Here is a 24966-nt window from a genome sequence, read left to right on the forward strand (position 1 = left end):
AGCAGCTTCGTCACGCCTTACGCGACAACCGCCCCGCCGCCAGCTCATCGCTGAGGCCACGCACGAGACCGACACCGAGGGAACTCAGCCGCGTGACGAGCCTCTCGAACGAGACCACCTGCTTGAACGCCTCGCTGTAGACCTGCTGTTCTTCCAACGAGACCTGGCGCACTTGCAACCTGCGCACATCGACTCGTGAGGAGCTCGACGCGTGTGTACCCGCCTGCCGGGCATTGGCAGGTGCCCGCAGCGACCCGGCGAGGAACCAGGCGTCGAGCTTTTCCGGGTGCACGCGCAGCGCGTGCAGCTGGGGCCCGAGCGCCATGGCGTCGCCTTGATGCACCCAAGCGGAGAACGCCCTGGCCACACCCGCGACCACGACATCCCCCCGCTCCACGATGACCGCTCCCTCCACCTCGGCATCCGAATGGCTCAGCCAGCTGCCGGGCTCACCGTCGAGAAGCAGGTCGGGGATGGTGAGCAGCGCTACCCCGCCCTCGTCCGGCCGACTGTCGATCACCGTTCCGCTCGTCGGCTGCTGGCCTGCCCTGAGTGTGAGCGCGCCGGCCCGGGCGAGCTCGCCCACGGTTGTCGTGGGCTGGGCGCCTTCCTCAGCGTCCGACAGAGTCAGCGCTGCCAGGCGCCCGCCCGTGACACCGAGATCGGAGACCAGTCCGCTGAATTCGTTCCAGGATTCGCCGAGCGGAGGAGCGGAACCCAAGGCCCCCGAAGCCACATGACGGCCGGGTGTGAGGTCGACCTCGTCGTCGAGCAGATCGATGACGGGCACGCTGCTGACGTACTCCGGCCGGGCGGCTGCCCCGCTGTCCGTCGCGACGCTCCCCGCGGCGTCAACAGCGGCTCGGACGAAGGAGCCGAGTGCCTCCCAGTCCGGCCCGGAGTCCCTTGCCGAGGCTCGGGGGAAGCGCGCGGCGCCATCGGCGAGGAGCAGCTCACCGGGGCCCTGCGGTTCGGCTCCGGCCGTGGGCAGTCGCAGCACCCAGAGCTGCAGCGAGACGCTGTGTGGCGCCGCACACCCGGGCGGCAGCGCCACAACGGCCCGGAGCGCCCCCGTACGAAGAAGTGATCCTCGGATTCTGCGTCCCGCTCTGCGGTTCGCCACGGCCGGCGGGAGGAGCAGGACGGCAACCCCTCCAGGGCGCAACTGGGAGAGACAGTGCTGGACCCAGGCGAGTTCAGGCTCGGTGCGTGGCGGCATTCCGTGTGCCCATCGAGCATCCGTGGCCAGTTCTTCGTAGCCCCAGTCACGTTCGTTGAACGGAGGGTTGCAGAGCACCACGTCCGCACGAGTGCCCGCGAAGGGGTCGGCACGGAGGGAGTCGCCGCTTCTGACCTCGGGGTTCGGCGCTCCCTGTGCCGAGGGCGATGCGAGCGCGAGGCGAGCGTCCGCAAGGGCTGCGAGCACCGGGTCCTTGTCGCAGCCGAGCGGAACCACCCCGGGGTGTCCCGCGGCTGCGACCAGCAGATGTCCGGTGCCGCAGGCGGGGTCGAGGACCGTGACCAGGCCGTTGTCCGTCCCGTCACCCTGCCTGACCCGGAAGCGTAGAGCGAGGTCGGCCATGATCGCGGCCAGCGGTTCGGGAGTCGTGCTGATCTGGCGCACATGTACGTCGAGCCAGCGCCGCAGCAGAAACTCGAAGGTCTCGCTAGGGCCCTCGCTCCGTCCGAGCTCCAGTGTCTCCGCAACCAGTTTCCGTGCCGCGGCCGGAAGTTCGGAGGGGTACTCGGCGCCCTTGCCCGTACCGCGTCCGCTCAGCAACCATCCGGCGGCCGCGATCGCAAGCCCCGTCTCGTCGCGGTTACCCAGTGCCTCGAACTGCGGCCACAGCCAGTCGCGACCTGCGGACTTCCTCAGCTTGTTGTTGTCCCGCAGCCATGCCTCGATCTCGGTCAAGGAGAACTGCGGGCTCCCGTCCGTGCCACCGATCCGCGTGGGAAACGACTCGTGCCGCCGCCGCCAGTTACTCACAGCAGCGCGCCCCACCCCCGCGAGTCGCGCGATTTCGGCCAAGGTCACTGGCACAGCGCGTGATGAGGTCATCCGGTCTCCCAGCGTATATACGGTTCAAAGCCGGATCATCGGCACTCCGGAGCACGAAAACAGGCCACCACCCACGCACCCCACCGTCAGGCTACTACGCCCGTTGACTTTGTTCACAGGTGCGCACCGCTCATTCACCAAGCCTTTGCCCCCGTACGATCGCCCCACACACCCCACGACCTGGGCTCGGGAAGGAAGGGTCATGCGCGCCATCGGCCATGGCACCGTAGTCGGCAATCGCTACCGGCTGGACCGTCCACTCGGCCGCGGGAGCATGGGGCGCGTGTGGCAGGGACACGATCTTCACCTGGAGCGCCCTGTCGCCGTCAAGACGGTCACCACGGACGATCTCACGAGCGAGGAAGACCTCGACCGGTTCCGTAGACGCTTCGAGCGGGAGGCCAAGGCCGCTGCCGCACTCGACAGCGCAAACGTGGCGACCGTCTACGACGCCGCCATGACGGGCGAGCTCCACTGGCTCGTGATGCAGCTCGTGGACGGTGCGACCCTCGACATGGTCCTGGATGAACGCGAGCGCCTCGACGTGGCCTCGGCGGCGGCCGTATGCGCGCAGATCTGCGCGGGTCTCTCGGTGGCACACGCCGCCGGCCTCATCCATCGGGACCTCAAGCCGGAGAATGTCATGATCCGCCGCGACGGCGTGGTGAAGGTCCTGGACTTCGGCCTGGTGAAGCTGGTGGTGGATGACGGCTCGCGACTGACAGCCACGGGCGAGCATCCGGGAAATCTCCTGTACGCCTCCCCCGAGCTGATCTCCGGGAACGGCGCACCACTCGACGCCCGCAGCGACCTCTACAGCGTCGGCTGCCTGCTGCACCATCTACTCTCGGGTATGCCGCCGTTCCCCTCCACGTCCCCTCTGGCCGTCGTCAGCGGGCACCTGTACGAGGCCCCGCCGGCTCTCGGCGAGTACGGAGTGGAGGTGCCGAACGAGCTCCAGGCCTTGCTTTTCGCCCTGCTCGCGAAGGAGCGCACGGAACGGCCGGAATCGGCAGCCGACGTGTACGGCGCCCTGGGCCCCTGGCTGCCCACCCCGGCCGCCGGGCCCGCCACACTGCGCAGTTTCGGCCCCGAGGATCCGCGGCGCCCCTTCGTCCTGCCCCAGGGACCGTATCCGGTGTGACGGATTCCGACGCACGATCGTTCCGTCGCCCTGGTGCGGTGAGAGGATGCTGAGCACCCAGCGGGGGCAAACGCAATTCAGGGGCCGGGGGAGCGTGTGAGACGAGTCATCCAGGAACGCTTCGAGCTGATCCGACGCATCGGCCGGGGAGGCATGGGCGAAGTCTGGGAGGCGAAGGACCTCCGGCTCAATCGGCTCGTCGCGGTGAAGCTGCTGCGTCTGGACGGCACCGGCGGAGGCAGTAGCCGACTGGAGCGGCGCTTCGAGCAGGAAGCGGACCTCCTTGCCCGCCTCGGGCACCCGGGTGTACCCGTGATCCACGACACGGGCAGGCACGAGAGTGACGCTCTGTACATCGCCATGGAACTCGTCCATGGCCAGACCCTGGCCGACCGCCTCAAGGAGCACGGCCCGTTCCCGGTGACGCTGGCCGCGAGCGTCGCGGTGCAGACGGTGGAGGTGCTCGCCGAAGCACATCAGATCCCTGTCATCCATCGTGACCTGAAGCCGTCGAATCTGATGCTGACAGACAAGGGGACGCTGAAGGTTCTCGATTTCGGCATCGCCGCCGCCCGGCAGGACGATCCCGACGCGCCACGGCTCACCGGGACGAACGATCTCCTCGGTACGCCGGGGTTCATCTCGCCCGAACAGGGACTGGGCAAGCCGGCAACCGCACGGAGTGACCTGTACGCCCTCGGCTGCGTGCTGTACGAGATCCTGGCGGGGAAGCCGCCTTTCGAGTTGCAGGGTGGCGTGCCGCTCGCCCTGCTCCTCAAACACATGCACGACAAGCCCGCTCCCGTCACCGAGCACCGAGCGGACCTGCCGTCCGAGTTCGCCGACCTCGTCATGCGACTGCTCGCCAAGGACCCCGCGGATCGCCCCTCGGTACGGGAAGTACGGGAAGTGGCTCGCACCTGGCTGGAGCCACAGACGATCCCCGGCCCGCGCACGCCGTCGGCAGACCGCCCCGCCCCCGCGAGCTCGCAGACGCGGTCCGCGTCGGGTGCGGAAGGCGCACAGTCGGCGGCGTCCCTCTCCGAAGAGGTCCGCGCGCTGGCGGCGCGGGGGGAGCATGTCGCCGCCGCGGCCCTCCTGGAGAAACACCTCTGCGGTACGCGCCGACGGCTCGACGACACCGAGGTGCTGCCCTTGCGTCTCACCTACGCCGCGCTGCTGATCGAGTCCGAGGAGTTCACGACCGCGTACGAGGTGTTCTTCAGCCTCGGGGGCGCCCTGCGTCAGCACCGTCCGGCAACAGACCGGGATGTCCTTGCGTGTCGCGCGGGCGCAGCCCGATGCCTCTCGGAACTCGGCCGCACTCCTGAGGCGCGGCACGAGTACGAGGCACTGCTCCCCGTCCAGCAACATGTCTTCGGGCCGATGGACCGGGCCGTCTTCGACACCCGGTACGAGATCGCCGCGCTCACCGCCCGCGGGGGCCAGATCGAGAGCGCTCAGGCCCAGCTGACCGGCTTGGACGCCGACCAGCAGCGCGTCCTGCCACGCACGGATCCCCGGCACGCCAGGACCGCGGCGCTCCTCGGACGACTCGATCGCTTCGAGCGGCGCTCCACGTAGTCCCGATCCGAGCCATCACGCGTGAACTATGTTCACAACAGAATCCCTCGGTTAACATACCGCCCACGGCGGCTTCCCGTTCCGTGTCCTGAATTGCGTAAAGTCGATGCCGTATGCGAGGGCGCGGCCCCGTCACAGAGAGAAGGCACAGCATGACGCAGGCGGCCCGGCGGGATCGCGGCACGGACGCATCGGAGCAGCTGCCCCAGGAGGGCGAGCTGGTCGAGGTGCGCGGCCAGAGCTGGGTCGTCGCCGGTGTCGATGCGGCGCCCGCCGAAGGTGGGCGGGCCGCCACTCTGGTCCACCTCCAGTCGGTGGCCGACGGCCGCTTCGGGGACACGCTCTCCGTCATATGGGAGGTCGAGCCAGGGCGCAGGGTCCTGGACCGGGGCTCGCTGCCCGATGCCTCCGCCTGCCAGTTCGACCCGCCCTCGCGTCTCGCCGCCTTCCTCGACGCCGTCCGCTGGTCGGCGGTCGCCTCCGCCGACGTCAAGACCCTCCAAGCGCCCTTCCGCTCGGGCGTCGCTGTCGAGCCGTACCAGCTCGAACCCGTCTCCCGTGCTGTCGGCGCACCGCGTGTCAACCTTCTCCTCGCCGACGATGTCGGTCTCGGCAAGACCATCGAGGCCGGTCTCGTCGTGCAGGAGCTGCTGCTGCGCGGCAGGGCGCACCGGGTCATGGTGGTCTGCCCGGCGGGCCTCACCCTGAAGTGGCGGGACGAGCTGCAGGACAAGTTCGGTCTCACCTTCACCATCGTCGACTCCGAGCACTGCGCACGGCTGCGCCGGACCCACGGCACGGCGGCCAATCCGTTCCGGGTCCACCCGCTCACCATCATCTCGCTCCCCTGGCTGCGCGGTCCGAAGGCGCAGCGGCTACTGGACGAAGTGGTCCCGGCCCGGGAGGAGAACCAGGAGGACGGGTCCCAGCAGCGCCGCTTCTTCGACCTTCTCGTCCTGGACGAGGCTCACCATGTCGCACCGGCCGCACCCAAACAGGTGTATGCGGTCGACTCCCAGCAGACCAAGCTGATCCGGCGCCTGGTGCCGCACTTCGAGCACCGGCTGTTCCTCTCCGCGACCCCGCACAATGGCTACCCGGAGTCGTACACCGCGCTGCTCGAACTCATCGACAACCAGAAGTTCGCCCGGGGTGTCGAACCCGACAAGCAGTCCCGGGACGAGACGGTCGTACGCCGTCTGAAGGTCAACGTCACCAACCCCGACGGTACACAGCGCTTCCGTATCCGCCAGACCCACGAGCTCCCCGTTGAATACACCGAGTTGGAACGGGAGATCCACGGCCTGCTCGGCAGCTTCGCCGACCTGCGCAAGCGTCGTATGGCCCCGAAGGCGCGCGGTGGCCGCCGTGCCGCCGACCTCGTCACGCTGCTGCTGAAGAAGCGCCTCTTCTCCTCCCCCGCCGCCTTCCTGCACACCGTCAAGGTGTACCTCTCCCACCTGGACGACACACACGGCCGCACGCGTTCCGCCGCCGCCGAAGTCCCCGAGTGGCTGGAAGAGTTCGCCGACCTCGCCGCCGACCTGGACGACCTCGGCCTGGCCGACGCCGAGGACGCGGCCCTCACCCGCTCCACCAGCCTGACGCCGCAGGAGGACGGGGACGAGCTGACGCTGCTGCGGGAGATGGAGCGCTGGGCTCTCATGCACGAGGCCGCCGCCGACTCCAAGGCCGACGCGCTGATCAATGAGCTCAAGGCGATCTGCCGCCCCGACCAGCACTGGCTCAACGAGCGGGTCGTGGTCTTCACCGAGTACCGCGACACCCAGAAGTGGCTGTTCAGCCTGCTCCAGCAGCATCAGCTCACCGACGGCGGGCGGGTCGCCGTGCTGCACGGCGGGCTGAACGCCGAGGAGCGCGAGGAGATCCGGCTCGGCTTCCAGGCCCATCCGGCCACCGAGGAAGGCAAGGTCCGCATCCTGCTGGCGACCGACGCGGCCAGCGAGGGCATCGACCTCCAGAACCACTGCCACCGGCTGTTCAACTACGACATCCCGTTCAACCCCAACAAGCTGGAGCAGCGCATCGGCCGGATCGACCGCTGGGGCCAGCGCACGGATCCGGAGATCACCCATTTCATCGGCGCCGGCTGGGAGAAGGCCAAGGCCGGCTCCTACGAGGCCGACCTCGAGTTCCTCTCCCGCGTCGCCCGCAAGGTCGCCAAGATGGAACAGGACCTCGGCTCGGTCAACGCCGTCATCGCCGAGGCCGTACAACGGCGCATGACCGGCGACCAGATGCCCGTGGACATCGAGAACGCGAAGCCGAGGCAGATCGCCGGCCGCAAGACCGGCGGCGACATCGCCGCCGAGCAGAACGTGACCGCGCAGGCCAAGCGTCTCGCCGACCAGTACCAGGAGACGGTCGACACCCTCGGCCTGACCCCGGCCAACATCAAGCGCGTCGTCGACACCGCGCTCGCGCTCGACCACCAGCAGCCCCTCGCTCCCCACCACAGCGTGGACTTCGAGGGCGGCCTGTACGACGTGCCGCCGCTCTCCGGCACGTGGGAGCGCGCCACCCGGGGCCTGGCCCACAAGCTGCGCCCTGCCGAGCAGCGCCCCGTCACCTTCGACCCGCAGATCGCCGCGCTCGGTCGTGACGACATCGTGCTCGCCCACCTGAAGCACCCACTGGTCGCGCTCTCCACCCGGCTGCTCACCGCCGCGGTCTGGAACGCGGACAGCGTCGGCCTGCACCGCGTCGCGGCCGTTGTCAGCGACGACCCCGCTCTTCAGACGACGCTCGTCTCGGCCTACGCGCGGTACGTCCTCGTCGGCGCGGACGGCACCCGCCTGCACGAGGAGATCCTCTACGCAGGCGGCTGGTTCGGCGACACGGGTCGCTTCCGCCGCTGGGACTCCGTCGGCGCCCAAGGTGCCGCCCTGGGTCGCGCCCTCACCGACGGCACCGAGGCCGCGCCCGCCCTGCGCCAGGAGCTCACCGGTGCCTGGTCCAAACTGAAGGACCCGCTGTACGACTCTCTGGCCGCCCGCGCCCGCGAGCGGCGCGCCTCGCTGGAGAACGCCCTCGACAGCCGCCGCGCCGAGGAGGAGGCCCGCATCCAGGCCACCCTCGACCGCTTCGAGGCCACCCTGCGCGCCAAGCTCAAGGAGGAGGGCGACGACGACAACGAGCAGATCGCGCTCTTCGGCACCCGCGAGGTGTCCACCGCCGAGCAGCGCCAGTACCGCGAGGACCGCGAACGCTGGCAGGCGCGTATCGAGTCCCTGTCTGCCGAGCGGGAGCGTGAGCGCGCCACCATCGCCGCCCGCTACCACGAGCCGCGCTCCCACCTCTTCCCCGTCGCCGTCGTCTTCGTGATCCCCGCAAAGGAAGCCCGCCGATGAGCCCCCGCCCCGCCGCCTCCCGAGGACTCGCCGCCGCCCGGGCCAAGGCGCTCGACGGCCGCTCCCAGCACCAGGAGTGGCTCGACCTCACCGAGGTCTCGGGCCCCTTCCTGACGATGCCGGTACTGCTCCACACCTGGCCCCAGCTCGACGCCCTCGACAAGGACGAGCGCGCCCGTCTGCGCGCCCAGCACGCCGACTGGCAGACCAACACCGCGGCAGGCCGGGACGAGTGGGTCGCGTACATCCTGCGCTCGCTCCTTGAATGGGGCGACGCGCTGGCCCTGCGGCAGGGGGAGGGCGAGGACGTACCGGACCTGGTCCTGGACCGCTTCACGCTGGACGTCCCCGAGCACGGCGCCCGTCTGCGCGCCGACTTCGCCCTGGTCGAGCCCGGCGCGGACCTCGCCGCCGAACCGGATGCGACCACGGCCGCCAAGCGGGTCCGTGTGCTCGGCATGACCGTGCCGAGCGGCACCGCCCCCACAGCGCGTGCGAACTGGGGCGGCGACTGGGCGGCCAGTCCGGCCGACCGCCTGGCCCGCCTCCTCCGCCACCACGACATCCCGCTCGGCCTACTCACCGACGGCCGCTGGTGGTGCCTGGTCTGGGCGCCGATCGGCGGCGTCACGACCACGGCCGTCTTCGACTCCATCGACTGGAACGCGGCCGCCGATCGGAACGTCGTCCGCGCCTTCGTCTCCCTGCTGCGCCGCCGGCGCTTCTTCGAGTACGAGGAGTCCGAGACCCTCGTCGGCCTGCTGAGGAAGAGCCTGGACGCGGGCGACGAGGTCACCGACGCCCTGGGCGTCCAGGTCCGTCAGGCGGTCGAGCTCCTGGTCGACGCGATCGGCCGTGCCGACGCCCGGACGATGGAGAACGGCGCACCCGGCCTGCGCGCCGACGGCGTCGCAGCGAGCGAGGTCTACCGGGGCGCGGTCGCGGTGATGATGCGCGTCGTCTTCCTCCTCTTCGCCGAGGAACGAGGGCTCCTTCCGGCGGACAACGAGGTGTACGCGAAGTCCTATTCGGCCCGCTTCCTACGGGCTGAGCTGAAGGCACGGGCGGACGCCGAGGGCGAGGCGTCCCTGGAGCACACGACGGCGGCCTGGCACCGGCTCATCGCGCTGTTCCACGCGGTGCACGGCGGCGTCAAGCACCCGGAGCTCGTCCTGCCGGCGTACGACGGCTCGATCTTCGACCCGAGCACGTACCCCTGGCTGGAGTCCCAGTCCGGGCTCCTGCCGATCGACGACCGCACGGTCCTGCACATGCTCCAATCCGTCCAGGAAGTCCGCGTCGGCACGGGCAAGCAGCGCGAGACCCGAACGCTCAGCTTCCGCGCGCTCGACGTCGAGCAGATCGGTTACGTGTACGAGGGCCTGCTCTCGTACGACGGCGAGCGCGCCGTCGAGACCATGGTGGGCCTGATCGGCCCCGCGGGCATGGAACACGAAGTGCCGCTGCGGGAGCTGGAGTCCCTTGCGGCGCAGTCGAACGGCAACGTCAAGACGCTGGCGAAGAAGATCTTCGAGCAGTGGAAGGACCCCAAGCCGCCGGCGAACGCGACAAGGCTGGAGAAGCTGCTGTCCCCGGCAAAGGGCGCGAAGGGCGAGTCCGACGCGGAGGCACGGCGGCTAATCCAGGCTGCTTCACGGGACGCGGGGCTCACGGAGCGGCTGCTGCCGTTCTTCGGACTGCTGCGGAGGGATCTGCGAGACCTCCCGGTGGTGATCAGGGCGGGTTCACTGTTCGTCACGGAGTCCTCACTCCGGAAGAACACCGGCACGCACTACACCCCGCGGTCGCTGGCGGAGGAGGTCGTCCGGCACGCGCTGGAGCCCCTGGTGTACGAGCCGGGCCCGCTCCAGACGGCGGACGAGTCGGCCTGGGTCCCGAAGTCCGCGAGCGAGATCCTGGACCTGAAGGTCGCGGACATCGCGATGGGCTCGGCGGCGTTCCTGGTCGCGGCGTGCCGGTACCTCGCCGACCGCCTCATCGAAGCGTGGGCGCGCGAGGAGCGCGAGGACGCGGTGACGTACCGGGCCGCCGGTCGGGGCGTCGACACCGTGACGTCGGTGGACGCGGAGTCCGACCCGGTGGTCGTGGAGGCGCGCCGCCAGATCATCGAGCACTGCCTGTACGGGGTGGACATCAACCCCATGGCCGTGGAGATGGCCAAGCTGTCGCTGTGGCTGGTCTCGATGGACCCGGAGCGCCCGTTCACGTTCCTGGACGACCGTCTGGTGGCGGGAGACTCGTTGCTTGGCGTCTCGTCGATGGACCAGCTGACGGCGGTCCACCTGGACGTGGCGAAGGGCGACCTGCTGGGCGCGGAGGCAGACACGGAGACGCTGGTGGCGGAGGTGGTTGCTGCTCGGCACGCCATCACGGAGCTGGGCGACAGCCCAGAGGAACTGGCCCAGAAGCGCGAACTGTTGCGGGGCGTCCGCGATAAGACGGCGAAGCTGAGGCTGGTCGGCGACCTGATCGCGGGCGCGGCACTGGCGACTTGCGCGTCAGGCCGGGTGGCCTGGTACGAGGACGAGGGCGGCGAGCGGGTCAGGGACCTGTTCCCGACGGCGGCGCGACTGGCTCGAGACGTGGTGCCGGCGGCGGTTGCGGATGAGTCAGTGGTGGTGACGGAGGCGCGGAAGCAGGCGGCGGAGTGGCTAGCGAGCGAGCTGCCGGAGGGCGGGCTGCGGAGGGTGCCGGTACATTGGCCGCTGGAATTTCCGGAGGTGTTTGCGGAGAGGGGTGGGTTTGATGCGGTGGTGGGGAATCCTCCGTTCTTGGGTGGACAGAAGCTGACCGGCGCGATGGGCGAGGCTTATCGCGAGTACATGGTGGATTACCTTGCATGGGGCAAGCGGGGTAGTGCGGATCTAGTAGCCTATTTTCAGCTACGCACTCACACACTGACCAGCAAACACGGAAAATCCGGATTGGTAGCGACGAATACGCTCGCACAAGGCGAATCGCGCAGCGTTGGCCTCGACCAACTACACGCTGCGGGCGTGACCATTTATCGGGCCATCAAGAGCGCACCCTGGAAGTCAAATTCCGCAGCGCTTGAATATTGCGCAATCTGGGCAACTAAATCGCCGATCAGCGACTTTGCTGAGGTTGTTTTGGACGGCACAAAGGTAGCGAATGGCATTACGCCAGCACTCAACCCCGGCACTCGGGAGCTTCGATGGGTCGAGTCGCTCGAATCAAACCGCAACCAATGCTTCCAGGGAAGCAACATCGTCGGTCTTGGCTTCGTAGTAACTGAAGCCGAAGCTCGCGCATGGATTGCCACCGATGGGCGAAATTCGGACGTGCTCTACCCCTACGTAGGCGGTCAGGATCTAGTAAATAGCCCCACACTCGACTCTGGTCGATGGATCATCAACTTCCACGACTGGCCCTCCTCGCGCGCCGCCGAATACAAGCAACCTTTCCAGCGCGTCGTAGATCTCGTCAAACCAGAGCGCGAACAAAACAATCGAAAAGTATACCGCGATCACTGGTGGCAGTATGCCGAAAAGAGACCGGCTCTAACGAATAAGCTCGGCAAGATCAGCAACTGCATCTCCATCCCGAGGATCAGCAAGTACGCTCTACCCGTCATGATGCCGACCCGGCACGTGTTCGACCAGATGCTTGTCATTGTCGCATCCGAAGACCGTGCGATGCTCGCAGCGTTGAGTAGCTCCCCCCATCTCTGGTGGGTCATCGAGTATTCATCAACGCTGGAAACTCGGACCAACTATTCGATTTCCTCTGGCTTTGAGGCTTTCCCGACTCCTAACCTCACCGGAAGGATGCGCACAGCCGGTAGCCATCTCGACGAGTTTCGCCGCGAGCTCATGATTCGCCGCAACATCGGCCTGACCGCCACCTACAACCTCGTCCACGACGCGACCTGCCAAGATGCCGACATCGTCGAACTCCGCCGTATCCACGAGGAGGTCGACAAGGCCACCGTCGAGGCCTACGAGTGGCACGACCTCCTGGACGAGACCGGAGCCACGCCGGCCGCCGACCCGACCCACGTGACCGTCCCCCTCGACCACGGGTTCCACGAAACCGATCAGGGCACCCGCTACACCATCGGCCTCCTCGCCCGTACCGAGATCATCGACCGGCTCCGTCAGCTCAACCACCAGGCCTACGCCGACGAGGTGTTCCTCGGGCTGCACAAGAAGCCCAAGAAGCACCCGGACATGCCCCCGCCCTCTCCCGAGGCACACCGCAAGAAGGCGGAGCAGTCACGGAAGACCACTAGGGTCGACTTCGAGGACGACGGACTCTTCCGGCCCGAGGGAAGCCTCTTCTAGAGCGACGCCCCTCCGCACAGCGCACAACCCGTCTCCGTACCGATGGCGAAACGCCCCGGTACGGAGACGGGCGTACCTGACGACCCCACGCGCACCGCGCCGACCCTCACCGCGAGGTCTCATGTCGCCGTACGGACACGATCACCGGCTCGTACAGACCGGCGTCATCGGTCACAAGGACTCCGACCACCCGGTCATCCTTCCGATGGCCGCCCACGAGCTGGACCTGTGGCGCAGAGCCCACCCCACCTACAGCTACTGGTGCGGCACACAACTGGGTGGCTGTGGAGGCGAGTTAAGCGACCGTCGCTACACCAACAAGGTATGCCACTTCGCCCACCACCCCAACGCCGTCTGCCACCGCACCGCGAACGGCGAATCCAGCGCTGACCACCTCTTCATCAAGCGCGGCGTACAACACCTGCTCAGCAGGCAGCAGGTACGTGGCAGGGTCAAAACCCGGGACCTCGGTACCGGCCCCGGCGACGCCGTCGATGTCGACCTGCCCGGAGCCCGTCGCAGGCTCCGATTCCAGCTCGGCAACCTCGACTACCGCGCCTGGCGGCGTTCCGCCGACGACCTGGCCGAGGAGGGCGTGGACGACCTCGACTGGGTCTTCGGCCCCGACACCCCCGTCACCCGCGAACTCGTCGGCCGGCACGGCTTCTGCCTCCGCGTCCGTCTCGAAACCGTCGGCGGTGAGCGTCGCGTCCACATCGGCGCCGAGACACAGGACCGGACGGTCGAGTGGACCCCGCTCGAAGAGTGCAAGCTGACGCCGACCGGCCTGATCACCCCACGCGTCGAGTCGATCCGCATATCGCAGCCTCGTCCGAAGCCGTTCACCTTCCCACTCGCGGGAGGGGTGATCTTCGTACCCGTCCCGGAGGCCTCGGCCCCCACCAACTCGCCCTTTGCCGACGACGATCGGCACCTCATCGTGGCCGACGTCAAGCCGGTCGACAGCCCCGTCGTCCGCGCCCTGCTCTCTCTCCCCGGAGATACGGACCCACCGCCCGCTGACCACGTCTACCGCGCCGCCTACTCGGCTCACATGCTGGTCACCGAAGGCGGCGGCTGGGCGGTGCACACCGACCGCTATGTCCGCCTGAACGTCAACGAGGCCCAGCGCACCGGCCTCTGGGTTCCGCCCCCGATGGCAGGCACCGCACCTGTACCGGCCACGCGCCCGCCGTCTCAGCCCAAGCAGCCGACCGAGGCACAGGTATCCCCGCCCGAGCCTGCTCGCATGCAGCAGCGCCCAGCCAAGCCGACGGTCCTCACCAAGGACGACCTGGTGGTTCGGCTGCGTGATGCGCTCGCGGAGCGCGCCCGGCTGGGTGCCACCACGACCTGGGAAGCTCTCGCCAAACAGATCGGATTCGACGCGGCGGAACTCTCCGCCGCCGATCGCCGTGATCTGCTCGTGGAAGTGGATTCGCCGTTGTCCGAGTACGTTCCGGTCAGATCCGCCCTACTCCGTGAGGGCACCAAACCGCTTCCGTACCTCGGGGACATCCTCGATCGCCTCGGCGTCCCCTACGCGAAGGGTTCCTCCCAGATCCGGCAGTGGGCCGTGGTCGAACGGGATCGCGCCTACGCCGCGTACGGGCAGCCGGCCCGAGCCATGGGGGCGCGCCTGAATCTGGCCCCCGCTCAAAGGCATCTGCTCACCAAAACCCCGGGCCCTCGGAAGTCCGTCCAGGTGCTCACACCGGTGCGGCGAAGCGAGCCCAAGCAGCATGCCCGGACCGATGCACGAATGAGCGAACTGATCGCCCAGCTCAGAGAAGTGCGATCGCGCCTCACCAAATCGGTTCGGAAGCGGGTCAACCGGTCGATCCGTGGAGCCGAGGCATGGCTCGGCACTCTGCCTATGCAACGCGTCCCCGCCAGGGCGCGAGCTGCTGCCCAGAGCCGCGAACATCACGTCAGCTCTCTGGAGAACGCCCTCACCGCTGCTCGTACAGATATCGCCGGATCAGAGTTCCTCACGCGCCATCAGGACGCGCAGAAGTCGACTGTCCCGAAGGCAGAGAAGACGGCCCCCATCCCCACCAAGTTCTCATCTGCGCCGGCGGCTTCGACCGACACGTCGACATCGGAAGCACGGCTGACCCGCCAACTACTCAGGGCGGCGTCTCGCGGCGAGACGGTCCACCTCCTCGACCTCGAAGGTGGCATAACTCTTCCAGACGCCACTCTGCGCATGAGGCTGGTGTCCGTGGACCGCAACGCAGGCCCGGACGGCCCCTTGCTCTCGGCCCTCGTCACGGCACCTGCGGGCGGACCTGTGCTGTTCTTCCGCAAAATCCTCAACGAGTTGGGACTCGCCGTGCCACAGACCGACCAGGCGCTCAAGGCCATCTGGCATCGAGAGCAGGAGCGGGCCTACGCGGCACACGCGACTCCTCCCCGCCCCATGCCACCCCGCCTGGTACCTCCCGCGGAGTCGGTCAGTTGAGCGGCTGCGCCCCGGCATACCCCAGGAACGTGGTCCACGTGGTGGGTGCGAGCGTGAGCCTGGGGCCTGCCGGGTTCTTCGAGTCCCGTACGTGGATCTCGGCCGACGTGACGCCAACCTCGACGCAGTCGCCACCGCCCGATCCGCTGTAGCTGCTCTTGCGCCAGTTCAGCAGTCCGTCGTGTTCGGTAGCCCGCTCCATTTTCATGCTGCTCCTGCAAGCCGTTCGACGAGACGCGCAGACTCTTCGACGTTGAGGGCCTGCGAGCGCAGCTTGCCATATCGCAGACCGAAGGCGCTGACCTTTGCTGGGTCACTGATCACGATGCCGACCTCCTGGGCCTCGATGTAGCCGAAGTGGCGGTGTTCGAGGGTCTCCAGGAGGACGAACGCTCCGTTGAGACCCGGGTGGTACCCAGGAGCCTCCGGCATCACTTGCAGCTCGACGTTGCGCATCGCACCAATCTTGAGCAAGTGCTCCAGCTGAGACCGCATCAGCGCTTCGTCACCCATCGGGTTGACGAGCGTCGCCTGGCCGATGATGAACGACAGCTGCACGATCGGTGCTCTGGTGAGGAGCCGCTGCCGGTTCAGTCGGGCCTCTGTGTGCAGCTCGATGGTCTCCTCGTCCAGGGGAGGGCAATGCGCGGAGAACAGCGCCTTCGCATACTCCGGCGTCTGCAACAACCCCGGCACCACCAACGGGTCATAAGCGAACCGACTCACCGCCTCCGTCTCGATCAGCGCGAAGTCCTGGAAGAATTTTGGCAGTTTGGCCCGGTCCACCTCCTCCTGGAGCTCCCGGAGCACTCCCCCCGCCTCCAGCATCCGCTCCGCCGCCTCCGTGAACGCCGCCTTCGCCGGCCGTCGCCCCTGCTCGATCGATGCCACCTGCTCATACGAGTAACCGGTCGCGTCCGCGAGGCCTTGCTGCGTCAGGTTGGCCCTCCGACGGAACAGCTTCACGAGCTTCCCGTACGCAACCCAGATCGCCGGATACTCCTCCTCCCCCGTCCGCTTCTTCCCCTGTCCTGCCAGCTGCCCCTCGCCCATGCACCACCACACCCCGATGCGCCCACGTACCGCCATACAGTTCCCAGTTGAACGCGGTGCGCCCCGCCCCGGTAACGGCCGACGCCCCGTACAAACCCGTACCCGACCCGTACAGCGTGCTCGGGTACGTCCATCCGACCTGGTCAGCGTATGGGCGTGACAGGACGGTTACACCATGAAGTCAGAAATCGCCGCCCCCGCCACCCACTTCAGAGTCCAACTCAGCTCCACCCGGCGCGGCGCGCGTCTCGCCCGCCTCCTCGTCGAGCGGCAGCTGGACGACTGGGGACTCGCCCCCACGGACCCCACCTCCGCCGCGCTCGTCGCCATCACCGCGGAACTCTCCGCCAACGCGATCACCCACGGCCGGAGTCCCGGCAGGGACTTCGCCGTGCGGCTACTCCGCTCCACCGATCACCTCCGTGTCGAAGTCAGCGACACCCGCCCCGACAGGCTTCCGGCGATGCCCCCTGCGCGACCACCCGAGCATGCCGTCACCGGTCGCGGCCTCCTCCTCGTCGACGCCTTCGCCGACCAGTGGGGCTGTGAAGCGCGTGCCCCCTACATCAAGACAGTCTGGGCCGAGGTGTCCCGACGGGTGGGGTGTGACTTGGACGAGACGGCTCACCCTCGCCATCAACAGCATGTCATCCTCTAAGCATCCAGCGGCCTTGTGTGAACTGAGTCAACACACCTAGAGTCTACGCATGGCCACCACGGGGTACTCCACCGAATTCCACTCCCTTCGCCACGCCTGGTTCAAGGACGCGGCCTCACATCTGTCAGATCTCCTGGCCCATCTCTCCCCGGATGTGCACCGCTCCCTCCCCTACGACCTCGGCCCCCGCGACCTCGTCGCCGCGACCTTCCTCACCCGCGTCGCACATGCCGACGTGGCACGCCGGGAGATCGCCTTCGTCGCGGGGGATCTCGTACGCCTGGCGGGGACTCGCACGACCCAGGAGCCGGAGCGGGTGGGAGAGATCGAGGAGTTGTGGCTCGCACTGCGGGAGCCGACCCTCCCCATCCTGCGGTCGTGGTGGCTGGAGCCCGTCTCTGAGGGGTTTCTCGCGTACTGGGCTCGGACCAGGGCCGAGGAAGTGGGATGGCCGCGGGTACATCAGGAGTTGCGCGAGCGGTGGTCCTTGGACAACGACGGCATCTGGCGGCGCGGCCTGATGCCCACCGACGGGCCAGGCGACGACGACTGGTGCGGGTACTTCGCATTCCTGGAGGCGAACACGCACGACCAGGAGGTGGACCTCGCCCGGATGCTGCTCGCTCGGATGGACGGACTGGCCGAGGAGATCGACGCATTCGCCGCCGAGTGCGCGGCCGAGCTGGCCGACGCACCCCATCTGCGAACCATCCACGGGGAGCGGACGCTTGCCACCTCACTCACCACGGTGATCGAGGGAAACTTGAAGGCGGCTGGCGGAGGCGGTTTCCCCCCGGAACTTCAGGCTGCCGCCGAGTCGATGCGCGACACGGGGCGAGCGTATCTCCGCTGGCTGGAGGACGAGTTCATCGCGGGCCTCACTCCACTGGAGCTCGCACATCTCGATCTCGGTTCGGCCGAGGACGCGCGATGCGAGGCGTACATGCGCACGTTCTCGGAGATCTGGTGCACGCCGGGGGTCACGGCTCTGCCGACTCCTGTCTTCACGGAGGAGGACTACGCGCCCCTCAGGCCCGCCGAACGACCCCGCGCCATCGTTCCGGAGTGGATGGGCAGGGTGGGCGAGGTGCTCTCGAAGGCCGGGCAGCTCGGCTGGACCTGTACGGTCGGTTCGCAGCCGTGGTGGCTGTACGTGGCCGAGGCCGGCCTGGAGTCGGCGGCGGTCCTGCGGTTCAAGCACGACGGTCAGGTAAGGATCGGGCATCGCACCCTCGACGACCCCAACGACATGCTCGTCGGGTTCCCCGCCCATGACCCTGACGCACAGAGCCTCCACATGAGGTTCCGCTACGACGAGGACGACGCACGCCAGATGTGCGAGCTGCTGATCCTCTCGCGCGCCGGGCGTGCACAGCTCGGCTTCCTGGTGTGCGATGCGACAGAGACCTTCCGCATGCTGCGCATGGTCAGCGTTCCCCTGCCCCCAGCTCTGCGCCTCGCCATGCGGGACAAGGCACTGCGTCAGCTGGACGCCATGACGGGTGGCGACCTGCGCAAGCTGGCGGAGCTTCTCGCCCCGGAGCCCGGCATCACGCCACCCACGGAGGAGCCAGTAGAGGAGGGGCTGTTCGACGACGGGCTCTTCCCCCGCGAGGACACCCTCTTCTGAGAAGCCGTCACGTCTCAACTTCCCCACCACAGGCAGCTGTCATTGTGAACACAGTCAACGCATGACATCCTCCCTTCATCCGTCGCATCGCGCCACGCACAGGTAGCCTCGTCCAGTTGGCTCCCCTCGCACGAAAGGGCCCCGTCACATGCCGTCCCAGCCCGCCGCCGCCACCCCTGGCGTGCCGCACCCCCTCGACGAGGTACCGCAGACATTCCTCCCCGGTGATTCGTACGACGTGCGCGACGGCCTGGTGAAGTACATCCGTGACGACCTGCTCGGCCCGTGGGACGGGGTCACCGAGGAACTCCCCCACCGCTCGGCCGGACCACGCGACCGTTACCTGGTCGGCATGCTCGGGCCCCGCCCGGAGAGCAGCGATACCGCGACCCAGATCGCCCGCAACGCCGCCCATCTCGCCGACGTCGAGCCCGGAAGCGACGACGGCAAGGAAGAGGCCGGCCTGGAAGACCGGCTCACTCCGCAGGCTTCCGGGCGGATCTGGGCCTCCTCCATGGGGCTCTCCTTCGTCGTCCCGGCCTCCGTCGGCGCGCTGACCGTCGCGGCGACCTGGGGACGGTACTCGCAGACCAGCGGACTCACCGACGACGGGCGCCCCGCGCAGGTCTGGGGACGGGAACCCGTCAAGCACGAGAGCGACGTCCATGTGGCGCGGACCGGTGACCAGAGCCGCGTCCTGGAAGGGGACGAGTCCTCGGGCATCCTCCTCGACGTCCAGGTGCGCGAGCGTGCCACGGGCGAAGGCGGCGAGGACCTGCGCGTCGTGGAGGTCGCACTGATCAACCGGCTGCGCGAAGGCGACACCGATCGCCGGGACACCCAGTGGCTGTTCCAGGCCGCTCTCACCGTGACGGCGTTCCCCGACGAGCGGGCCGCTGTCTTCCTGCCCATCGACGATCCGCTCGACCCCACCACGGCCGACGGCTCCGAGGACGCGGAGGAGCGGCGGCTGCGGCTGCTCTACCGGGACAGCCTGCGGCACGCGGTCGGCCGTAACGTCGCCGTACAGGTACACGTACGCAAGGGTGAGCGGCGGGCACACCGCCTGGAGACCACCTGGCTCCCGGCCTACGACGTCCCGGCCACCTCGGCGCCCACCGCCGCCGAGCAGCCGCTCCTCGACGGGCTCGAACTCGGCATGGACGAACTGGCCGCCCTGGCCGTGCCCGAGCGCCGTAAGGAGCTGACCGAGGTTCTCGCCCCGCTCGCCGACGGCTACAGCAGGTGGCTGGAGGAGCAGCGCCAGAAGGCACAGGGCCTTCCCGAGGACCTGCGGATCGCCGCCGAGACCGCGATCGACCAAGCAGAGGAGGTCTGCCACCGCATCGCCTTCGGCATCGACGCGCTCAGCGCCGACAAGGACGCCCTCGAAGCCTTCCGGTTCGCCAATCGGGCGATGGCCCTCCAGCGGCGCAACACGGCCATCGCCGGACTTCGGACCGGGCAGGAGGGTGTCACGTACCAGCAGGCGTACGACGAGGTATGGGGCAGGGGCAAGGAAGCGGCCAGTTGGCGCCCCTTCCAGTTGGCGTTCGTCCTGCTCAACCTGGCCTCGCTGACCCAGCCTGGCCATCCGCACCGCGGCACTGGGCGCGAGGCCCTTGTCGATCTGCTGTTCTTCCCGACCGGTGGCGGCAAGACCGAGGCCTATCTGGGCCTCGCCGCGTACACCTTCGCGCTGCGCCGCCTTCAGGGCGTGGTGGGCAGCGGATCGGAGGCGCGGGACGGCAGCGACGGTGTCGGCGTCCTCATGCGCTACACGCTGCGTCTGCTGACGGCCCAGCAGTTCCAGCGGGCGGCCGCTCTCGTCAGTGCCTGCGAGGTGCTGCGGCGCGAGGAGTTCACTCGGGACGCACGGTGGGGCATCACCCCGTTCCGTATTGGCCTGTGGGTCGGCAACTCCGTGTCGCCGAACTGGTTCTCCGAGGCACAGGAGCAGATCGCCGGCGCCAAGGAGAGCTCCAGCGACAAGCACGCGCGGGTGATCCAGGTACTCAGCTGCCCGTGGTGCGGCGAAGGTCTGACCGCCCACTCGAACATGGAGTACGACGCGGACCGGCGCCGCGTGCTGCTCTACTGCCCGCGGGGCGAGGGTGAGAGCCGTTGCCCCTTCTCCCGGCTCGGCTCGCGTAACGTCGAGGGGTTCAGCGAGGGCATCCCGGTGATCACCGTCGACGAGGAGATCTACCGGCTTGCCCCCGCGATGGTCATCGCCACCGTGGACAAGCTGGCGCAGCTGCCGTGGAACGGATACGCGGGGCTTCTCTTCGGGCGCGTCACCGACTGGTGCGCGCGGCACGGATACCGCCATGCCGACCTGGACGAGCGGACCGACTGCCGCAGCAGGCACACGAAGAAGGGAAAGCTGGAAGCGGTGGCCGCTCGTCCCGTCACCCGGCTGCGCCCGCCGGACCTGATCATCCAGGACGAGCTGCACCTGATCTCGGGGGCCCTGGGCACGACGGTCGGACTCTTCGAGGCCGCCGTGGACCAGTTGTGCAGTTGGTCGTTCACGGACAAGACCGGACGCCGCCACGAGGTCGGTCCGAAGATCGTCGCCTCCACTGCGACGACGAAGAGGGCGGCCGACCAGGTACGGGGAGTGTTCGCCCGCCAGGTCGCGGTCTTCCCGCCCCAGGTCCTGGACGTCGGCGACACCTTCTTCTCCCGGCAGGTCGAGCTGAGCCGTTCCGACCCCGGCCGTCGCTACCTCGGTGTGTGCGCGCACGGCACGCGCCTGAAGGCGGCCGAGATCCGGGTCGCCGAGATCATGCTGCTCGGCGCGCAGCAGCTCTTCGACGAGCACGGTGCGGCGGCCGATCCGTACATGACGCTGGTCGGCTACTTCAACGCCACACGCGAACTCGCCGGCATGCGCCGCTACATGGACGACGACATCGCCACCCGGGTGCGGGTGAACGGCGGTCGCAAGGGACACAGGACGATCTCCGACCGGATCGTCACCAAGTCGGGGATGCTGAACATCCAGGAGCTGACGTCACGGATCTCGTCCGCCGACATCGGAGCCACGCTCAAGCGTCTGGAGACCGCCTTCGACCCCGAGCGGGACACTTCGCTGCGCCGCAGGGCCCTCTTCATGGAGTATGCGGTGGCACGCAAGGAGAAGCGCGAACCCAGGGTCAAGCTGACGCCTTTGCAGCGGCAGGCCGTCGATGTCGTGCTCGCCACCTCGATGCTCCAGGTCGGCGTGGACGTCTCGCGTTTCGGCCTGATGCTCGTCGTCGGTCAGCCGAAGAACACCGCCGAGTACATCCAGGCGTCCTCGCGCGTCGGCCGTGACGCCCGCCGCCCCGGCCTGGTCGTCACCCTGTACAACTGGTCCCGCCCCCGGGACCTGGCGCACTTCGAGGACTTCGGTCACTACCACGCCACGTTCTACCGGCAGGTCGAAGCCCTTTCCGTCACGCCTTTCACCCGTCGTGCCCTCGACCGGGGTACCGCGCCGACGTACATCGCGGCACTGCGCCAGGCCACCCACGAGCACTCGCGCAACACCGACGCCCAAAGCATCGACCTGGACGGGCCGATCGCCGCCGAAGTCGAGGCGCGGCTGCTTGACCGGGCCGACCGGGTGGGCGGAGCGACCGCCCAGCGCTATCTCGCCGAGCGGATCAGGGCGTTGAAGGACTCCTGGGCCGAGCAGCGTGAGCGCGGCGGTGTGCTCGGCTACCGGAGGGAGAAGAAGAAGACCAGCCTCGTCACCGGACTGCTCCACCGGGCCGACGGCTCGCGCTGGGACGAGCTCACCGTGCCCATGTCGATGCGCGAGACCGAGAACGAGCTCAACCTGCTGCTGGCCGGCAGCGGGAACTTCGTGGACCAGGCCACGCACAGTGGACCCGACTGGAGGTTCACACCAGCCGGGGACGAGGACGCAGGCGACACGGCGGCACCCGTCGACGCCGACGAATACGGGGACGCCGCCTCCGGCGCGGCAGGAAAGGGACGACGATGAGCACCAACTACTTCCGCCGCGTCGGCGCAGCACGCCCCAGCCACCTGATGTACACGGCGGGGGTCGGCTCACTGATCGACCTGCCGAACTTCTCCGTCCTGGTCAAGGGCCTCGAATCCTGGAGCCACGGCGGCCTGACGGACTACGTGATCGACGAGCCCAGGCTCCGTACTGCCGTCAACCGCTCGCTCCAGCTGTACGGTGCCGCTCGGGTCGAGGAGCTGCGCTCGGCCCCGTGGATGGAGGGTGCGGACAGCTCACCCAAGGACCGGGCAGCGCAGGGTGTGGGTGTACCGGTGACGCCCTTCCCGCAGTGGCTCCGGTGCACGGCCTGCAACATCCTGGCGCCCATCGACGCGGAGGCCTTCACCTTCGTCAACAACAATCCGCGCACTCCGCACGAGGCGAAGTTCGTCCACGACTGCAAGCCCGGCAAGCCGCTCGCGGTCGCGGCCCGCTTCACGCTCGTCTGCACCGACGGACACCTGGACGAGTTCCCGTACGCGCCCTTCGTCCATCACGGCAACGCCTGCGTGAAGATGCCCAGGCCTCTGCTCCGCATGAAGGACCACGGCGGCAACCAGGCGGCCAACGTGACCCTGGAGTGCGTCGCCTGCGGTGAGAAGCGCAATATCCGCGACGCGATGGGAGACCGGGGCCGGCGCAACCTGCCCCAGTGCCGCGGTCGTCACCCGCATCTCGGTTCGTACCAGAGCGACGGGTGCGACAAGGAGCCGACCCTCATGGTGGCGGGCGCGTCCAACCAGTGGTTCCCCATGACACTCAGCGCGCTTGCCCTCCCGCCGAGCAGGAACGGCAACCTCAGCGAACTCGTCGAGGAGCGCTGGGTCGAAGTGCAAGGGGTCACCTCACGCGTGGTCTTCGACGCCTTCGCCGCCACCCCCTCGTTCGCGTATCTCAGGGGGTACGACGCCGAAGCCTTCATCGCCGCCGTCCAGGCCCACAGGGACCGGTTGGAGGGGAACACACCCCAGGCGGAAGCAGCTGCCCCGCCGGATCTGCTCAGCCCTGAATGGACCGTCCTGTCCTCGTCCCCCATGCCCGATGCCACCGATGACTTCGCCCTCGAAGCGATGCCGGTGCCCGATGCCCTGACCGACCTCTTCGCGGACGTACGGCAGGTACAGCGGCTGAGGGAGGCTCGTGCGCTGATCGGGTTCACTAGGCTCGACGCCCCGGACCCGGAGGCGCCGGAGATCGCCACACGAGTACGCCTGGACCGCACGTCCCAGAACTGGGTCCCCGCGAGCGAGGTACGGGGCGAGGGGATCTTCCTGCGGGTGCGGGAGGACCTGATGGCCGAGTGGGAGGAGCGCATGAGCAAGTCGCCCGCGATGCAGGCGCACCGCGAGGCGTTCGCCCGCTTCCGCACCAACCGCAAGTCGGACCGGTTGCAGGGCTCGTTTGACCCCATGCGGGGCTGGCCCGGGGAGCGGTACATCGCCCTGCACTCGCTCTCGCATCTCCTGATCCGGACCATCGCCCTGGAATGCGGCTACAGCTCGGCCAGCCTGGCCGAGCGCATCTACGCCGGGGACGAGGAACACCCGACGACCGGAATCCTCATCTACACGGCCGTACCGGACTCCGAAGGCACCCTGGGAGGTCTCGTCTCCCTCGCCGAGGAACCGCACTTCGAGCGGATCATGCGCCGGGCTCTGAGGGACGCGTCCCGCTGTTCCTCCGATCCGCTGTGCGCCGAGAGGCTGCCGCGCGATCCGGCCGACTATCTCCACGGAGCCGCCTGCCACGTCTGCCTGTTCGTCTCCGAGACGACCTGTGAACGCGGCAATCGCTTCCTCGACCGCCGCTTCATCGTCCCGCTGGGCGACGAGACGGACCAGGTCCTGACGCCGGTGGGTCTGAGGCCGTGAGTCGCGAGGAGTTCGAGGCCGCGGCGCACGCGGTCGCGGCGGTCCTCGGATCCTCGCGCACCAAGGACCTGGCGGGAGTACTGGCCCGCGGGCGCGGAATGGAGCATGCGCTCCTCGCGGTCCAGGATCCGCGTGCGAGCGAGGCGATACGGGAGGTGTACGCGTCGGTACGGCGGGAGCGCATCCCCTATCCGGAGGCCGCGGCCTATCTGCGGGGCTTCGTCGCCGGGCTGGCGGGGCAGCCTGACGAGGCTCACGTCAGTACGGTCTGGAGCGGGCCCGCCACACCGGGCGTGCCGGTTCGGCCGACCGCACGGGTCCTCGCCGAGGTCGTCGGCCGGGCCGAGCGGGAACTGCTGGCCATGACGTACTCGGCCCGTCCCTATGAACCGCTCGCCGTCGCGCTGCGGGCGGCCATCGCGCGGGGCGTCGACGTCCATGTCGTGGTCGAGACCAAGGCGGGAGCCGCGGGCCTGCTCGGCGGGCCGGAGCCGGCCGAGGCGTTCGCGGCCGTGCCCGGCGTACGGTTGTGGCACTGGGACCCCAAGCGGCGCGACCACCGCCAGGCTCGGCAGCACGCCAAGCTGGCGGTGGCCGACCGGCGCGTGCTGCTCCTGGGCAGTGCGAACCTGACGGAGTCAGGTGTCCGCAGGAACCTGGAAGCGGGGGTGTTGGTCACGGGTGGCACCGCCCCTCAGAGGGCTGCCGAGCACATACGGGAACTTCAGCGGCGGGGAGTGCTGAGACCGCTGTATCCGTAGGCGCGCGAAACCCCGAGGGGAC

13 protein-coding genes are annotated in these 24966 nt (G+C 68.6%); 10 read left to right on the plus strand and 3 right to left on the minus strand.

The features are described from left to right. Positions 1-10 precede the first annotated feature (10 nt). Complete coding sequence (locus tag AOK00_RS10590; protein ID WP_055600053.1) at positions 11-2062, minus strand: N-6 DNA methylase; 2052 nt, start codon at positions 2060-2062, stop codon at positions 11-13. A 202-nt stretch (positions 2063-2264) separates the two neighbouring features. Between AOK00_RS10590 and AOK00_RS10595 the strand changes: the two genes are divergently transcribed. The 5 genes from AOK00_RS10595 to AOK00_RS10615 all read left to right on the plus strand — a co-directional run bounded on the left by AOK00_RS10595 (position 2265) and on the right by AOK00_RS10615 (position 14950). After that, on the plus strand, positions 2265-3206 hold the full coding sequence (locus tag AOK00_RS10595) for a serine/threonine-protein kinase (protein WP_079041925.1): 942 nt from the start codon (positions 2265-2267) through the stop codon (positions 3204-3206). A gap of 96 nt (positions 3207-3302) precedes the next feature. Then, positions 3303-4790: a serine/threonine-protein kinase gene (locus tag AOK00_RS10600; protein WP_055600054.1), complete on the plus strand. Its 1488-nt coding sequence runs from the start codon at positions 3303-3305 to the stop codon at positions 4788-4790. 152 nt (positions 4791-4942) lie between these two features. Next, positions 4943-8161 (plus strand): DISARM system SNF2-like helicase DrmD, encoded by a 3219-nt coding sequence (drmD, locus tag AOK00_RS10605; RefSeq protein WP_055600055.1) that lies wholly within the window; start codon positions 4943-4945, stop codon positions 8159-8161. After that, complete coding sequence (locus AOK00_RS10610; protein ID WP_079041926.1) at positions 8158-12486, plus strand: Eco57I restriction-modification methylase domain-containing protein; 4329 nt, start codon at positions 8158-8160, stop codon at positions 12484-12486. Before drmD ends, AOK00_RS10610 begins: the two co-directional genes overlap by 4 nt. Before the next feature lie 121 nt (positions 12487-12607). Beyond that, complete coding sequence (locus tag AOK00_RS10615; protein ID WP_055600056.1) at positions 12608-14950, plus strand: hypothetical protein; 2343 nt, start codon at positions 12608-12610, stop codon at positions 14948-14950. Here AOK00_RS10615 and AOK00_RS10620 read toward each other — a convergent pair. Then, entirely contained in the window at positions 14943-15152 is a 210-nt protein-coding gene (locus AOK00_RS10620) for a DUF397 domain-containing protein (protein WP_254047310.1), read from the minus strand. The genes AOK00_RS10615 and AOK00_RS10620 overlap by 8 nt on opposite strands. 2 nt (positions 15153-15154) lie before the next feature. Beyond that, positions 15155-16003: a helix-turn-helix domain-containing protein gene (locus AOK00_RS10625; RefSeq protein WP_055600073.1), complete on the minus strand. Its 849-nt coding sequence runs from the start codon at positions 16001-16003 to the stop codon at positions 15155-15157. A 175-nt stretch (positions 16004-16178) separates the two neighbouring features. Here AOK00_RS10625 and AOK00_RS10630 point away from each other — a divergent pair, with 175 nt between their 5' ends. The 5 genes from AOK00_RS10630 to drmC all read left to right on the plus strand — a co-directional run bounded on the left by AOK00_RS10630 (position 16179) and on the right by drmC (position 24944). After that, complete coding sequence (locus AOK00_RS10630; protein ID WP_055600058.1) at positions 16179-16661, plus strand: ATP-binding protein; 483 nt, start codon at positions 16179-16181, stop codon at positions 16659-16661. A gap of 49 nt (positions 16662-16710) precedes the next feature. Beyond that, positions 16711-18291: a hypothetical protein gene (locus tag AOK00_RS10635; RefSeq protein WP_055600059.1), complete on the plus strand. Its 1581-nt coding sequence runs from the start codon at positions 16711-16713 to the stop codon at positions 18289-18291. 148 nt (positions 18292-18439) lie between these two features. After that, entirely contained in the window at positions 18440-22288 is a 3849-nt protein-coding gene (drmA, locus tag AOK00_RS10640; RefSeq protein ID WP_173861540.1) for a DISARM system helicase DrmA, read from the plus strand. Further along, positions 22285-24183: a DUF1998 domain-containing protein gene (drmB, locus tag AOK00_RS10645; RefSeq protein WP_055600060.1), complete on the plus strand. Its 1899-nt coding sequence runs from the start codon at positions 22285-22287 to the stop codon at positions 24181-24183. Before drmA ends, drmB begins: the two co-directional genes overlap by 4 nt. Next, the gene (drmC, locus tag AOK00_RS10650; protein ID WP_055600061.1) at positions 24180-24944 is read left to right on the plus strand and encodes a DISARM system phospholipase D-like protein DrmC; all 765 of its coding nucleotides are present in this window, start codon (positions 24180-24182) and stop codon (positions 24942-24944) included. Before drmB ends, drmC begins: the two co-directional genes overlap by 4 nt. The last annotated feature ends 22 nt before the right edge of the window (positions 24945-24966 follow it).

The sequence above is a fragment of the Streptomyces aureus genome (genome assembly GCF_001418135.1).
Lineage (GTDB): Bacteria > Actinomycetota > Actinomycetes > Streptomycetales > Streptomycetaceae > Streptomyces > Streptomyces aureus_A.